The sequence below is a fragment of the Stenotrophomonas thermophila genome (assembly GCF_001499715.1).
GTDB classification, from domain to species: Bacteria; Pseudomonadota; Gammaproteobacteria; order Xanthomonadales; family Xanthomonadaceae; genus Stenotrophomonas; species Stenotrophomonas hibiscicola.
The window spans coordinates 1-14,955 of record NZ_CVIW01000043.1 but is presented as its reverse complement, the minus strand read 5'-3'; the positions used below and the strand labels follow the sequence as shown (position 1 = coordinate 14,955).

The 14,955-nt window shown below is 66.8% G+C and carries 12 protein-coding genes; 11 read left to right on the top strand and 1 reads right to left on the bottom strand.

Annotated elements, in window-relative coordinates:
• Positions 1 to 102: 102 nt before the first annotated feature.
• The 4 genes from rodA (at position 103) to BN1263_RS15620 (ending at position 5,926) form a co-directional block, all read left to right on the top strand.
• Positions 103 to 1,197 carry a rod shape-determining protein RodA gene (gene rodA / locus BN1263_RS15635; protein ID WP_058982402.1) on the top strand — a complete coding sequence of 365 codons (1,095 nt, stop codon included), beginning with the start codon at positions 103 to 105 and terminating at the stop codon, positions 1,195 to 1,197.
• A gap of 991 nt (positions 1,198 to 2,188) precedes the next feature.
• Positions 2,189 to 3,334, top strand: coding sequence for a lytic murein transglycosylase B (gene mltB / locus BN1263_RS15630; protein WP_058982400.1), 1,146 nt, complete (start codon positions 2,189 to 2,191; stop codon positions 3,332 to 3,334).
• Complete coding sequence (locus BN1263_RS15625; protein ID WP_019660679.1) at positions 3,331 to 4,602, top strand: septal ring lytic transglycosylase RlpA family protein; 1,272 nt, start codon at positions 3,331 to 3,333, stop codon at positions 4,600 to 4,602. The genes mltB and BN1263_RS15625 overlap by 4 nt, the downstream gene beginning before the upstream one ends.
• A gap of 100 nt (positions 4,603 to 4,702) precedes the next feature.
• On the top strand, positions 4,703 to 5,926 hold the full coding sequence (locus tag BN1263_RS15620; RefSeq protein WP_058982398.1) for a D-alanyl-D-alanine carboxypeptidase family protein: 1,224 nt from the start codon (positions 4,703 to 4,705) through the stop codon (positions 5,924 to 5,926).
• Between the two features lie 238 nt (positions 5,927 to 6,164).
• Here BN1263_RS15620 and BN1263_RS15615 read toward each other — a convergent pair whose 3' ends face one another.
• On the bottom strand, positions 6,165 to 7,238 hold the full coding sequence (locus tag BN1263_RS15615; RefSeq protein ID WP_021203734.1) for a lipid A deacylase LpxR family protein: 1,074 nt from the start codon (positions 7,236 to 7,238) through the stop codon (positions 6,165 to 6,167).
• Between the two features lie 263 nt (positions 7,239 to 7,501).
• Here BN1263_RS15615 and BN1263_RS15610 point away from each other — a divergent pair, with 263 nt between their 5' ends.
• The 7 genes from BN1263_RS15610 to gnd all read left to right on the top strand — a co-directional run bounded on the left by BN1263_RS15610 (position 7,502) and on the right by gnd (position 14,890).
• Entirely contained in the window at positions 7,502 to 7,780 is a 279-nt protein-coding gene (locus BN1263_RS15610) for a YbeD family protein (protein WP_005411067.1), read from the top strand.
• The gene (gene lipB, locus BN1263_RS15605; protein WP_019660675.1) at positions 7,768 to 8,478 is read left to right on the top strand and encodes a lipoyl(octanoyl) transferase LipB; all 711 of its coding nucleotides are present in this window, start codon (positions 7,768 to 7,770) and stop codon (positions 8,476 to 8,478) included. Before BN1263_RS15610 ends, lipB begins: the two co-directional genes overlap by 13 nt.
• Positions 8,479 to 8,495: 17 nt before the next feature.
• Positions 8,496 to 9,506: a lipoyl synthase gene (gene lipA, locus BN1263_RS15600; protein ID WP_019660674.1), complete on the top strand. Its 1,011-nt coding sequence runs from the start codon at positions 8,496 to 8,498 to the stop codon at positions 9,504 to 9,506.
• Between the two features lie 278 nt (positions 9,507 to 9,784).
• Complete coding sequence (locus tag BN1263_RS15595; protein WP_058982396.1) at positions 9,785 to 11,962, top strand: carboxy terminal-processing peptidase; 2,178 nt, start codon at positions 9,785 to 9,787, stop codon at positions 11,960 to 11,962.
• A 162-nt stretch (positions 11,963 to 12,124) separates the two neighbouring features.
• A complete protein-coding gene (locus BN1263_RS15590) occupies positions 12,125 to 12,718 on the top strand; it encodes a DUF2242 domain-containing protein (protein WP_019660672.1) in 594 nt (197 codons plus the stop codon).
• 17 nt (positions 12,719 to 12,735) lie between these two features.
• Complete coding sequence (locus BN1263_RS15585) at positions 12,736 to 13,974, top strand: hypothetical protein (protein WP_058982405.1); 1,239 nt, start codon at positions 12,736 to 12,738, stop codon at positions 13,972 to 13,974.
• 10 nt (positions 13,975 to 13,984) lie between these two features.
• On the top strand, positions 13,985 to 14,890 hold the full coding sequence (gene gnd, locus BN1263_RS15580) for a phosphogluconate dehydrogenase (NAD(+)-dependent, decarboxylating) (RefSeq protein ID WP_043401640.1): 906 nt from the start codon (positions 13,985 to 13,987) through the stop codon (positions 14,888 to 14,890).
• Positions 14,891 to 14,955 lie beyond the last annotated feature (65 nt).

Here is a 14,955-nt window from a genome sequence, read left to right as displayed (position 1 = left end):
GGCTGCTTCTGCTGTATGAAAGGCAGTCGAGCATGGCTCGACTCTACAAATGCGGCACCGCGCTGACAGCTTCACGCAAGCACGCATTGCTACCGTGGCCGTGTGGAATGGAAACGACTGCTTGGCGGCTGCCGTGAGGCGGTGCGCACGATCGATCTGCCGTTGCTGGTTGCGTTGTTGATCCTGATGGGCGTCGGCCTGGCGGTGCTGCACAGCGTGTCCGGCCCCGTGGCCGGGCAGGCGGCGCGCTTTGCCGGTGGCCTGGTGGCGATGTGGCTGCTGTCGCGTGTTTCGCTGCTGCGCCTGCGGGCGTGGACACCAGCGTTGTATGCGTTGTCGATGCTGCCGCTGATGGCGGTCTACGTGGTCGGCACCGGCAAATACGGGCAGCGCTGGCTCAACCTCGGCGTGTTCTACCTGCAACCGTCCGAACTGCTCAAGCTCAGCCTGCCGCTGATGATGGCCTGGTACCTGCATCGCCAACCGCTGCCGCCGTCGCCACGCACGGTACTGACGGCTGCGGTGCTGATCGGCATGCCCGCAGTACTGATCCTGATGCAGCCCAACCTCGGTACCGCAACGCTGGTCACCGCCAGCGGCGTGTTCGCCTTGTTGCTGGCGGGCCTGCACTGGGGATGGGTGGCGACCGGGGCAACGGGGCTTGCGGTGGCCGCACCCCTGGCATGGTTCGGTCTGTTGCGTCAGTACCAGAAGGATCGCGTGCTGACCTTCCTTGATCCGTCGGCGGATCCGCTCGGCACCGGTTGGAACATCCTGCAGTCGCGCATCGCGATCGGCTCCGGTGGCTGGGACGGGCGCGGCTGGGGGCAGGGCACCCAGGCCACGCTGGACTTCCTGCCTGAGTACACCACGGACTTCGCGTTCTCGGTGCTGGCCGAAGAGTTCGGCTGGATCGGCGTGGCCACCGTGTTTGCGCTGTACCTGTTCGTGGTCGGCCGCTGCCTGTGGATCGCGGTGCACGCCCGCGACACGCACGCACGGTTGCTGGCCGGCAGCCTGGGCTTGGCGTTCTTCGTGTACGTACTGGTGAACGGCGGGATGATTTCCGGCCTGCTGCCGGTGGTGGGCATTCCGATGCCGTTGATCAGTTATGGCGGTACCTCGGCGGTGTCGCTGCTGGCGGGTATCGGGCTGGTGATGGCGGTGCGCGGGCACCGACCCGTGCACGGGGGATAGGGTTTCCAGCCAACGGCGCCGCCCCTCGTGGGTGACCGCGCAATGCAGTTCATGGGTGGGGCCGGGTAGATGGGCCGCGCAGGGGACGCTGCAAGTACATCCATGTAAGCTCGGTCGCCGCATCCATGCGGCTCACGCCCCTGCGCAGCCCATCTACCCGGCCACGGACAGGTTCCGTGCGCGTCTACCCACGGAGAAGAAAGAGAAGATCAAAAGCAAAGGCGGCCTGGCGGGTCGCTTCATTGCCTTGTGTAGAGCCGATCCATGCTCGGCTCACGAGCAAGCGCAGCGTCGCGACCCGCTTTTGATCTTCTCTTTCTTCTCCGTGGGTGGCAGACCTCCGAAATCTGTCAGAGGCCGGTCGGATTGGGTACGCGGGGGTGTCAGCCGCATGGATGCGGCTGCCAAGCCTCCAGGGACGGATTCACGGCGTCCCCCGCGTACCCAACCCGACCGGCCCACCCGCGGCTTCTGCTTTCCGCGACCACCCCAGACACCACCCACGAGGGGCTGCGCCGTTGGCTGGAAACTTCCTGACTCTGCGCAACGCTCGCTGTGGAAGCGTTCTCACAACGCTGCACGACAGCACACCCGCTGACCAAAGTCCGCAAAAAACGTTAGCTGGTTCACACTTTTACGCCGCGTTGATCTTGATCAATGGACTTGTCGTAATCGGCCTGCACAATGGCGGCCCGTTCGGCACGGCGCGCCGTCAATCGTTGCAGCGCGAGGGGGCGTCGGGCGGGAGCAGTACTGATCCAACGGATACAGGGAGCGCGGGGCACTGCCACTGGGGAGCGGCAGCCGCGCAGGTATCGACCGGATCCGGTCGCCGGTTGCGTCTGCGGGGATGGGGACGCAACCGGCCACCTCTATCTGAATGGGGAAGCCCGATCACGACGTCTTCACATTTCCCGCTGAACGCGGGCAAATCGTTGTGATTCATGGTGTTAGGGGTTTTAATTCATCCATGACCTGCTAACCTGCGACGATGATTCGACGCACTCTGGCCTGCATGCTCACCCTCGGCCTGGTCGCCTGCGCGACCCAGCCGAAGTCCCCACCGTCTTCGCCCCAGGCCAGCAGTACGCCGCGCCAGCCCGCCACCAAGGCCCACGGCCCGGCCGAGGCCGCGCCCGAAGCGGCCGCTGCTACAGCACCGCCGGTCGATCTCACCCCGGTGCCGTTCGAGGTCGCACGGGCCCGCTTTGTTGCCGATACGGCCAAGCGCTATGGGCTGAAGCCGGAGCAGATCAGCAGCGTGCTCGACCAGGCGCAGGTGCGCCAGCCGATCATCGCTGCCATGTCGCGCCCGGCCGAACGGGTCAAGCCGTGGAACGAATACCGGCCGATGTTCATCAGCAAGGCGCGCATCGATGGCGGCCGCGCGTTCCTGGCCCAGCATCGTGCCGAACTGGATCGCGTGCAGCAGCGCACCGGCGTGCCGGCCGAAGTGATCGTGGCGATCATCGGCGTGGAGACCAGTTACGGGAAAAATGCCGGCAACCACCGCGTGCTCGATGCGCTGTACACGCTGGCGTTCTACTACCCGCGCAGTGGCGACCCGGCCAAGCTGGAACGCGAAGTGCGCCGCGAGCTGTTCTTCCGCGATGAGCTGGCCAAGCTGTTCGAGCTGGGCCGTGAGGAAAAGCTGGACATCACCACGCTCAAGGGCAGCTATGCCGGTGCGATGGGCATGGGCCAGTTCATGCCGTCCAGCTATCTCGATTACGCCGTGGACGGTAATGGCGATGGCCGTCGCGACCTGTTCACCAGCTACGACGATGTGTTCTCGTCCATCGCCAATTATTTCGTAAAGAAGGGCGGCTGGGTCCGGGGTGGCCAGGTGGCCGTACCGGCCACGCTGGCGCCGGGGCGCGAGGAGTTCAACCCGACCGAATGGATGCCGACCTGGTCGCTGGCCGACCTGGCCGAGCGCGGCTACCAGCCCAGCGCACCGGTGCAGCCAGGCGCCACGGCCACGCCGATCACGCTGGAAGGCAGCACGGGCAAGCAGTACTGGCTGGGCTTCCAGAACTACTACGCGATCACCCGCTACAACCTCTCGAAGATGTACGCGATGGCCGTGTTCCAGTTGTCGCAGGCCATCGCCGGACAGGAGCTGCCCCCGGCATGAACATCAGATGGCTGGTCCCGAGCTTGATCGTCCTCGCGCTGGCTGCCTGCAGCAGTGCGCCGAAGAAGCCGGCCACGGCCGGCCACGGTGGCAAGCCCAGCGGCACGGTGGTGCAGGGTCGGGGCTCGCGCCCGGCGCATTGCCCGGAAGGCTCGCCCTATGCCGCGGCCAAGGAGGACCCGAACACGCGCGGCAACTACACCGCCGGGGGGCTGTACAAGCCAGGCGTGCGTGACAGCACCCCGGACTACATTCCCAACGTCGCCTGCATTCCCGAGCCGGAAGTGACCGCCGAAGAGCGTTCGGCCATCGGCAACAAGTCGCCGTACGTGGTGCTGGGCAAGTCGTACAAGGTGCTCGACGACACCCGCAACTATGTCGAGCGCGGTACCGCGTCGTACTACGGCGCCAAGTTCCACGGCCGCCTGACCTCCAACCGCGAGGTCTACGACATGTACCAGTTCACCGCCGCGCACAAGACGCTGCCGCTGCCCAGCTTCGCCCGTGTGACCAACCTGGACAACGGCGAGTCGGTGATCGTGCGCGTCAACGACCGTGGCCCGTTCCATGATGGCCGTGTGGTCGACCTCAGTTATGCCGCCGCAGTGCGGCTGGGCATCACCCAGCGCGGTACCGGCAATGTGGAGGTGCGCGCGTTGCAGCCGGGCGAGGGCAACCTGCTGGCGCAGAAGCCGTCGCGCCGCGAGCGCCGTGCCGCCGAAACGGCTGTCGCGGCGGCCAGTACGCGCCCGGTAACGGCTGCGCGTGCCACCGCCGACAGCGACATCGATCGCCTGGTCAAGCGCCTTCCGGCCGACGCCACGCCTGCGCGTGGCCAGCCGGCCACCACACAGGGCGTGGCCAGCGCGGTGCCGGACGTGGCGGTCAGCAGCCTGCCGCCGAGCGCACCGCCGGTGCGCAGCCCCACAATGGCGCCGGTTGCAGTCGCCAGCGCCGCGCCGCGCACGGTCGCGCCGGCCGCAGTGCGTACGGTGCCCGCCACCGCAGCGGCCCCCAGCCTGTCGCAGCAGGTGGTCGGCGCGGTGATGGTGCAGGTCGCCAGCTTCTCCAGCCGCGACAATGCCAACCGCGCGATGGGCCAGCTCAACGCGGCCGGCATTGTCGGCGCGACCATCAGCGACATCGCCGCCGGTGGCCGCACCCTGTTCCGGCTGCGCGTTCCCGCCAGCGACCATGCCAGTGCCGCGGAACTTGTCGGCCGCATCGCCGGTCTGGGCCTGGGTTCGCCGCAGATCGTCAAGGATTGATCCACTCGGGCCGGTGCTGCCGGCCCGTGCTCGCCCGGCCTTACAATGGCCGCTACGTTCCACCCTCCATTCCCGGCCGTCCCCTGGAGCCTGCTGTCCAATGAATTTCCGTTCCGCCGCCACCGCCCTGGCCGCCACCCTGGTGGTGGGCCTGGCTTCCGCCCAGACGCCGCTGCCGACCCCGACCCCGGCCACGCCTGCGCCTGCCGCCGCCGCTGCCCCGGCCACCGTTGCCACCCCCCCGGCGCCGGTGCCGAGCGTATCCAAGGCCTGGGTGCTGATGGACTACGCCACCGGCCAGGTGCTGGCTGGCGAAAACATCCACGAGCAGCTGGCCCCGGCCAGCATCACCAAGGTGATGACGTCCTACGTGGTTGCCGCCGAGGTCAAGAACGGCAAGGTCCGTGCGGATGACCAGGTGATGATGAGCGAGCGCGCATGGCGCGAAGGCGGCGCCGGCACCGATGGCAGCTACAGCGGCTTCCCGGTCAACCAGACCGCACGCCTGGAAGACATGGAAAAGGGCATGGCGATCCAGTCCGGCAATGACGCCGCGATCGCCCTGGCCGAGCATGTGGCCGGCAGCGAAGAAGCCTTCGCGTCGCTGATGAACAGCTACGCCGCCAAGATCGGCATGAAGAACTCGCACTTCGTCAACGCCCACGGCCTGACCGCCGAAGGCCACCACAGCACCGCCTATGACCTGGCACTGCTGGGCCGCGCGATGGTGCGTGATTACCCGGAAACCTACGCGTACAACAAGATCAAGGAATTCCAGGTCGGCAACATCAAGCAGCCGAACCGCAACCTGCTGCTGTGGCGAGATGGCAGCGTCGACGGCATCAAGACCGGCCACACCTCCGAAGCCGGTTACTGCCTGATGAGTTCGGCGCAGCGCGGCGACCAGCGCCTGATCGCCGTGGTATTGGGTGGTGCGTCGGAAAAGCAGCGCGCTGATGACAGCCTGGCCCTGCTGAACTGGGGTTTCCGCTTCTTCGAGACCCACCGCCTGTACGAGCCGGGCAAGCCCGTGGCCGAGCACAAGGTCTGGAAGGGCACCGCCGACAAGGTGCAGCTGGGCGTGGCGCAGCCGATGCTGGTCAGCGTGCCGCGCGGCCGCTACAACGACCTGAAGCCGAGCATCGACGTGCCCAAGACCCTGGAGGCACCGTTCACTGCCGGTCAGCAGATCGGCACCGTGAAGGTCACGCTGGACGGCAAGGTCGTCGCCGAAGCGCCGCTGGTCGCCGTGGCTGCCGTCGAACAGGCCGGCTTCTTCAAGCGCCTGTGGGACAGCTTCTGGATGTGGTGGGAATCGGAATGATCCACGCCCCGGCGTGGTGAATGAAAAGGCCGGCGTATGCCGGCCTTTTCGTTTCGAGATGTCGGATGCGGATAGGGGGAGTGCCGGCCGCTGGCCGGCTCCCCATGAATCCATCCGGAAATGCGAGAGCCGGCCTGCGGCCGGCACTACCGGCAGCGCCTCACTTGCAGCGAGCGATGCAGTAACCGGTGTGCCGACCAACGGTCGGCACCTACCCGCTTCACCCTCAGCCCCTCGCCTACAGCGAGCGGCTGATGGTGAAGCTGCCGAACACCGGCGATTGGCGCTGGCCGTTGAATTCGCGCGTGCTGTGGTAGCGCGCGGCAGCGAACTTCCAGCGGCCGTACATCACCGCCACGCCGTACCCGCCGTAGGCCACCACATGGCGCTTGTCCACGCTGTGGCTGTTGCGGAAGGTGTTGCCATCCAGCGTGATGTCGCGGATCACCCAGGCAGCGTCGGAGGTCGCGAACAGGTGCCAGGACCACCCGCTTGGGCGGCCGCCGCGGGTCGGCGCCGTGTTCTCACCTGCCGGGCGCAACGGCGTGCTGCCGAAGTCATCCGGCAGCTTCCAGCCGAAGCGCACTTCACCGCCCAAATTGGCCTTGGTTTCCAGGTTGCCGATCGACCCGCCGTAGTGGCTGATCGCGTCCCAACCCCAACCGTCGGCATTGACGCTGGCATCGCCCGGCCAGCGGCGCATGCGCTCATGGGTCAGCATGAACAGTGGTTCGTTGTGCAGCTGGTTGTCCCAACCCTTGAATTTCTCGTCGCCCAACACTTCATGCACGGCATTCTGCACCTGCTTGCCCTGCGCCCACGGGCCGACCACGCCCAGTGTCAGCTGGGTGGTCTGCAGGCGGTCGCCGCTGCGCGCATTGAAACCGAAGTTTGCGATCAGCACGCCGGCGTAAGGGCGGTCGTCCTCGATCAGGTCCCTGCGGCTGAAATCGGTTGGGGTGAAAATCCCCTGGCCGATGCTGAAGATCATGTTCTGCTGTTCGAACCTGCCCGGATGCAGCCCTTCCAGGTACCGGTTCACCCAGCGCGCCATGCGCGGCAGGCAGGGGTCGTCGGTGTAATCGACCAGATTGGGGGAGACCAGGGTCAACAGCGCACCGTTGGTATAGCCCTGATCCTGGTGGCGGCCGCCGAACAGGTCGTTGTCGACGCGGAAATTGACCTGCGGCGGATGGTCGCGCATCGCGTCCGGGCCACATTGTTCGGCCGCCTGGGCGGCAAGCGGGAGGGCAGCAGCCAGCAGGCCGTACAGGCCGAGGGCCGCAAGGCGGCGGTGGGAAGGGGGACTCATTGGGCGGGCTTTGTTCTGTCTGTCGTTATATGCCGCGACACGGTACTCGCGGGGACGTGACGGAACGAGCGCGTTCGGATCACTTGTCTGTTCCGAAAACGACATTGTCTCGTAAGGACAATCCTGAACCCTCCTGTAGCGGGCTTCGGGGCAATGACCAATGCTGAACGTCTGTTCAGCTGCAACGCAGCGACTCACCAGTGCGCCGTTTGACGTTGATGAATACTCTTGGGTTTGTTGCCCTGCGGCCCGATAATGGCTCCATGGAAATCAAGTCCGACAACCCCGACCACGGCTTCCAGTTCCCCGGCCAGTTCGAGCTCAGCGCCATGGGCCCGGCCAACCGCGGCCTGGAACATGAGCTCCCCCGCCTGCTGCTGGCTGCCGGCATCGATGTGGTCAACGAACGCATCAGCTGGAAGCACTCCTCCAACGGCAAGTACGTCTCCGTCCGCATCGTGTTCAAGGCCGAAAGCCGCGAGCAGTACGACCTGGCGCACCAGGCGCTGCGCGACCACCCGGAAGTGAAGTGGACGCTGTAGCCGACAGCTGCCCGGCCGAAGCCGCCCCGGAACACCGCGCGCCGCGTCCGGCGGTGGTCCGTGACCTCGGCCGCCAAGCCTACGAGCCGGTATGGCGCGCCATGCAGCGCTTCACCGACCAGCGCAGCGACAACGATGCCGACGAGCTGTGGGTGGTCGAGCACGACCCGGTGTTCACCCTGGGCCAGGCCGGCAAGGACGAGCACGTGCTGGCACCGGGTGAGATCCCGGTGCTGCACGTGGACCGAGGTGGCCAGGTGACCTACCACGGTCCCGGCCAGATCGTGGTCTATCCGCTGCTGCGCCTGCCGCGGCTGGGGATCGGGGTTCGCGACTACGTGTGCCGCATCGAGCAGGCCCTCATCGATACGCTGGCCGAGTGGAACATCGGTGCCGAACGCCGCGAGGGCGCCCCGGGCGTCTACGTCGGTGGTGCCAAGATCGCTGCGCTCGGCATCCGTGTGCGGCGCGGCTGCACCTTCCATGGGCTGGCCTTCAACGTGGCCATGGACCTGGAACCCTTCCACCGCATCAATCCCTGCGGCTATCAGGGGTTGCAGGTGACCTCGGTAGTAGACTTGGGCGGGCCCTCCGGCATGGAGGCCGTCAAGCCGGTACTGCTGGAGCACCTGGCCCGCCAGTTCGGCCTGCTGCTCCAGCCCACGCACGAACTGCCCGATCTTTCTGCGGCCGCCTGACCGCTCCCGGAACTGCCATGACTGAAACCACCGCCCGTTCCATTCCCCTGCAGATCGTGCAGGGCGACTCCCCATCCGCCGCGCCGTTGCAGGCCGGGGTCAAGCAGCTGGGCGGTGACAAGATCAACCGCTCGCCGGTGCAGTTCGCCGACGCGCCGGTGCTGCGCAAGCCGTCATGGATCCGCGTGCGCATTCCCTCGGGAAATGCCGTGCAGAACCTGAAGGCCAAGCTGCGCGAAAACCGCCTGGTGACCGTATGCGAGGAAGCCAGCTGCCCGAACATCCACGAATGCTTCGGCCATGGCACCGCCACCTTCATGATCCTCGGCGAGGTCTGCACCCGCCGCTGCTCGTTCTGCGACGTGGCCCATGGCCGCCCGAAGCCGCCGGATGCCAACGAACCGGCCAGCCTCGGCCAGACCGTGGCCGACATGGGCCTGAAGTACGTGGTGGTGACCAGCGTCGACCGCGATGACCTGCGTGACGGCGGTGCCCAGCACTTCGTCGACTGCATCACCGCCATCCGCGAAAAGTCGCCGGGTACCCGCATCGAAGTGCTGACGCCGGACTTCCGTGGCAAGGGCCGCATGGAGCGCGCGCTGGAGATCCTGGCGCAGAACCCGCCGGATGTGTTCAACCACAACATCGAAACCGTACCGGACCTGTACCGCAATGTGCGCCCGGGTGCGGACTACCAGTGGTCGCTGAACCTGCTGAAGAACTTCAAGGCGCAGCACCCGGGCGTGCCGACCAAGAGCGGCATCATGCTGGGTCTGGGCGAAGACTTCGAACAGATCAAGGCCACCATGCGCGACCTGCGCGCGCACGATGTGGACATGATCACCATCGGCCAGTACCTGCAGCCGACCGCGCATCACCACCCGGTACTGAAGTACTGGACTCCCGAGGACTACAAGGCGCTGGAGGACTACGGCTACGAGCTGGGATTCAGCCACGTGGCCTCCGGCCCGATGGTGCGCTCGTCGTACCACGCCGACGTCCAGGCCAAGGGCGCCGGCATTTCCTGACACCCTGCCGGTGGGTGGGAGCTACTTCTCCTGTGGGTGCGGACCCTTGGTCCGCACACCTCTGCCTGCCGTAGAGCCGAGCCCATGCTCGGCTGCTTGCTGCCGGCCAGCCGAGCATGGGCTCGGCTCTACATGCATTCACAATTTGCTACACCGGCCCGGCTAGGCTGGTTTTCCACCGAGCGCGGCCGGGTGACAAACCCGGCAACTTTCGGCACTGTCGTGGTGTCTTAACACCCCGCAGTCTCCCCCTTGGCAAGGCGCCTTCGAGCACGTCAATGAAATTCAAAGCCCCCGCATTCCTGATGGCCCTGGCGCTGGTGGCGCCGCTGGCGCTGGCGGCCAAGGCCGACTCGCCGGCATTGCCCGCTGCGGTAACCGCCGATCAGGTGACCACCTCCAAGCTGGTGTACGGCCTGCTGTCCGACAGCCGTTATGCCTACCGCCCGCGCGCGCTGGACGAGGCCACGTCCAAGGACGTGTTCAAGCGCTACCTGGAGACGCTTGACGGCGGCAAGCAGTACTTCACCCAGGCCGACGTGGCGCGCTTTGCGCCGTTCGAAGCCAACATTTCCTCGGCCATTCGCGGCGGCGAGCTGGAGCCGGCATTCCAGGTCTTTGCGGTCTACAAGCAGCGCGTCGGCGAGCGCGTGGCCTACGCGCGCAAGCTGCTCAAGCAGGAACCGGACTTCACCACCGACGAGCGCTTCGAGTACGACCGCAAGAAGGTGCCGTGGGCCGCCAGCAGCGCCGAGCTGGATGAGCTGTGGCGCAAGTCGGTGAAGAATGACTGGCTGCGCCTTAAGCTGGCCGGCAAGAAGCCCGATGACATCCGCAAGACGCTGGACAAGCGCTATGCCACGCTTGAAAAGTCGGTCAACGAGCTGAAGGGCGAGGATGTCTTCCAGTTCTTCATGAACGCCTACACCAGCGCTGTCGATCCGCACACCGACTACTTCACCCCGCGCACCGCCGAGAACTTCAACCAGGCGATGTCGCTTTCGCTGGAAGGCATCGGTGCGCAGCTGCAGCGGCAGGACGACATGGTGGTGATCCGCGAGATCATCGCCGGTGGCCCGGCTGCAGTGGATGGCACGCTGAAGCCGGGTGACCGCATCGTCGGCGTCGGCCAGGGCAAGTCCGGCCTGGTCGAGGACGTGATCGGCTGGCGCATCGACGACGTCGTGGCCAAGATCCGCGGTGCCAAGGATACCCAGGTGAAGCTGGAATTCATTCCGGCCGCCGAGGGTGCCGACGGCAAGCACCACACCCTGGTGCTGACCCGCCAGAAGGTGCGCCTGGCCGAACAGGCCGCGAAGGGAGAGACCATGACCATCCCGGCCGCCAATGGCGAGCCGGCACGCAGGATCGGCGTGATCAAGCTGCCGACCTTCTACCAGGACTTCGAAGGCCGTCGCCGCAATGCGGCCGACTACGCCTCGGCCACCCGCGACGTGGCCAAGCTGCTGGCCGGCTTCAAGAACGACAAGCTGGACGGCGTGGTGCTGGACCTGCGCAACAACGGCGGCGGTTCGCTGGATGAAGCCATCGAACTGACCGGCCTGTTCATCGAGCAGGGCCCGGTGGTGCAGGTGCGCGAGTCTGGTGGCCGCGTCACCGTCAACAGCGACCGCAACCAGGGCGTGGCGTGGGATGGCCCGCTGGCGGTGCTGATCAACCGCGGTTCGGCCTCGGCCTCGGAAATTTTTGCTGGTGCCATCCAGGACTACGGTCGTGGCCTGGTGATCGGTGAAACCAGCTTCGGCAAGGGCACCGTTCAGAACATCGTCGACCTCGACCGTTGGCCGAGCGGCGAGACCCAGCGCTTTGGCCAGGTCAAGCTGACCATCGCCCAGTTCTTCCGCATCAGCGGCAGCAGCACCCAGCACAAGGGCGTGGTGCCCGACCTGGCCTTCCCGGCCAGTGTCGACGCCACCGAGTTCGGCGAGAGCACCTACGACAACGCCCTGCCGTGGACCCGCATCGCCGCCGTGCCGCACACCCAGTACGGCAACTTCGCGCCGCTGCTGCCGAAGCTGGAAACCCGCCACGACGCACGCATCGCCACCGACAGGGAGTTCCAGTGGTGGAACGAGGACGTGGAACAGTTCCGCACCGAGGCGGCCAAGAAGTACATCTCGCTCAACGAGGCCACGCGCCGCGCCGAGCGTGAGCGCCAGGATGCCCAGCGCAAGGAACGCCAGCTGCAGCGCAAGGAGCTGGGCCTGGCCCTGGACCCGCTGGCCGATGACAGCAGCGATGACGGCCTGACGGGCAACGAGCGCGACATCGTCAAGGACGCCGCGCGCGAGAAGGCGGCCGAGAAGCGCCCGGACCCGCTGCTGCGCGAGTCGGCGTCCATCCTGGCCGATGCGGTGAACCTGCTGGCCAACGACCGCCCGCTGTCGGCACAGGTGCTGCCGCAGTCGACCGGCGCCGGTCGCTGGGCGGACTGAGCCGGACACGGTATGTGATACCCGAGGGCCGGCATTGCCGGCCCTTCTGCTTTTTTCGTGCATGAACCGGCTGCAAACGGGGCCGCCTGACGCGGGTGCTTTCGACCTGCCGCACACAGCAACGGGGCTACCCTTGCCGGTACCGTCCTCGCAGGAGCACCCATGCGGTCCTCCCTCGTTTCCAGTGCTGTTGTGGCGCTTGGCAGCGCCCTGATCCTGTCGGCCTGTGGTGGCCGTGCCGCAGACAGCACGCTGCTGCGCGAATCCTTCGATTCCGGCGACACGTTCTCGCGTACCGTCGATGGCCGCCCCGGCGATGCCTGTGAAGCGGCGCGGCGCACCCTGCTCAGCCAAGGGTACGCCATCGCCCGTGCCGATGACGCACAGGTGGAAGGCAACAAGAACTTCCAGCCGCGCGAAGACGACCATGAGCAGCTGGTGCTGCGCATCTCCTGTGCGCCCCGGGGCGATCAGGCGTTGGTGTTCGTAAGCGCCGTGCAGGACCGTTATGCGTTGAAGAAGAGCCCGACGTCCGCCAGTGTCGGCGTCGGTGCACTGGGCTCGGTATCACTGCCGTTCGGCAGCAATGACGATTCGCTGGTGAAAGTGGCGAGCAGCACGGTTACCGACGCCGATTTCTATCGCCGTTTCTTCCAGCGCCTGCAGCAGTACCTGCCACAGGCTGCGGGCACGCCACCGCCGCCACCACCCGCAGCAGTTCCTGAGCCCGCGCCGGTCCGCACGGACCAAGGGTGAACGTGCACGGCTGGCTGATGGGCGCGGCCCTGTTGCTCGCGCCTGTGATGGGCGTGGCGGCCACAGCCGGCGACTGCGCCCAGGGGCTGCTGCTGCGGCTGGGCTGGCGCTTCGACGAGGCCGCGCTGAAGGAGCCGCAGGTGCATGGTGGTGCGGTGTGCACCCGTGCGTCGCTGGCCGAGGCGCAGGCAGCAGGCGATCTGCACGTGCGCTGGCCGGCGCACATGCCCGCTGCTGCACGCCAGGCGCTGCTGCAGCAGTTGCTGGACGATCCGGCCACGATCTGCGCCTATGCGTTCCGGCTGGGGGCGGCCACGCAACGCGCCGCCTCGGCATTGCAGGCCAACACCCGCTTCCGCTTCTTCGGCCTGCAGATGGGCTGGATCGGTTTCGGCCTGCAGGGCCCGCGCGCTCAAGGCTGGCAGCGTACGCACAGTCTTGGCCGCGGTTTCGTTCCCAGCGCGGGCAACAGCAAGGCGCTGCAGGCGTTCTACAACGGTGCCGTGCGTGCCGAATGCGGTGTCGGCCGCCAGGTCGCGCAGCTGGCCACCCAGCGCGAGCTGTATGGCGATGCTGCCTTCGATACGGAGTTCTCTGCGGATGAGCTGTCGATCGGCACCTTTCTCGCCCTGCATGGGACCGACAGCATCCTGCTTGGCGCGCATGCCGGCGATTTCTTCGCCGATGGCAAGGCAGTGCGTACCTCGGCGATGGGGCGCCAGGCGTTCGTCGGTGTGCCTGGTTTCATCGAGCATGCATACGACAAGGCCACGCTGGACGACCTGAGCAACCAGGCCGAGAACTTCGTGGTGGTCGACGTGGGCGAGGGCGCTGCGCGGGCGCTGGCCACGCATGGCGGCCTGGCCTGGTACGACCAGCGCAACGTCGAACTATGGAAACTCGCGCAGGACATCCCGCGCACCGGCCAGCGCTACTTCGAACGCCTGCTGTTCGAGCGCGACCCTGAGGTGCGCGCGGCGCTTGCGCCGCGCTACCAGGCCACGCTGGCACGCATGGACCGCCTGCTGGACGATCCGTTCTACCAGCAGTTCGTGATCTATGTGCATCCGCGCGGTATACGTCCCATCGGCTACCACATCGCCCGCCTGCTCGACCGCAACCCGCGAACCCCCTTTTCGATCGACCTGGCGGTGCACAATCTGCATACCACGCTCTACCGGCGTTGGCGCGAGGCGCAGCTGCGCCACTGCGCGGCTACCGGCAGGCCAGGCAGCCTGACCCTAGACCCCAACTGAAGGTGAAACAATGGATATTGCAATGATCGGCCTCGGCCGCATGGGCGCCAACATGGCCCAGCGCCTGCACCGCGGCGGCCACCGCGTGGTCGGCTACGACCCGGGCGAAGGCGCCCGCCAGCGCGCCGCCGAGGCCGGCCTGGAGGTGGTTGATTCGCTGGCCGCCGCCGTGGCCGCGCTGCCGGTGCCGCGCGTGGTGTGGCTGATGGTGCCCGCCGGCGAAACCGTCGACCAGACCCTGGGCCAGCTGACCCCGCACCTGGCCGAGGGTGACATCGTCATCGACGGCGGCAACTCCAACTACCAGGACTCGATCCGCCGCGCCAAGGCGCTGGCCGAGGACGACCTGGGCTACGTCGACTGCGGCACCAGCGGTGGCGTGTGGGGCCTGCAGGAAGGCTACAGCCTGATGGTCGGTGGCGAAGCGCCGGTGGTGGAGCAGATCGCGCCGCTGCTGCGTACGCTGGCACCGGCCGAGGACCGCGGCTGGGCGCGTGTCGGCCCATCCGGCGCTGGCCACTTCACCAAAATGGTGCACAACGGTATCGAGTACGGAATGATGCAGGCTTACGCCGAAGGCTTCGCGCTGATGGAGCGCAAGCAGGAGATGGAGCTGGACCTTGCCCAGGTGGCCGAAGTCTGGCGGCACGGCAGCGTGGTGCGTTCGTGGCTGCTGGACCTGAGCACCGAAGCACTCAAGCGCAATCCGTCGCTGGATGGCATCGCGCCGTATGTGGAGGATTCCGGTGAAGGCCGCTGGACCGTCGCCGAAGCCATCGCGCTGGACGTGCCCGCCCCGGTGATCACCTTGTCGCTGCTGGAACGCCTGCGTTCGCGCGAATCCAACTCGTTCACCGACCGCCTGCTGTCGGCGATGCGCAACGAGTTCGGTGGGCACGCCATCAAGAAGTCGTAAGCAATCGGCGTCGGACCCCATTCCGCAGGAAAGGGCGCTGACCCCCATGGCGCCAGGGGCAGTCG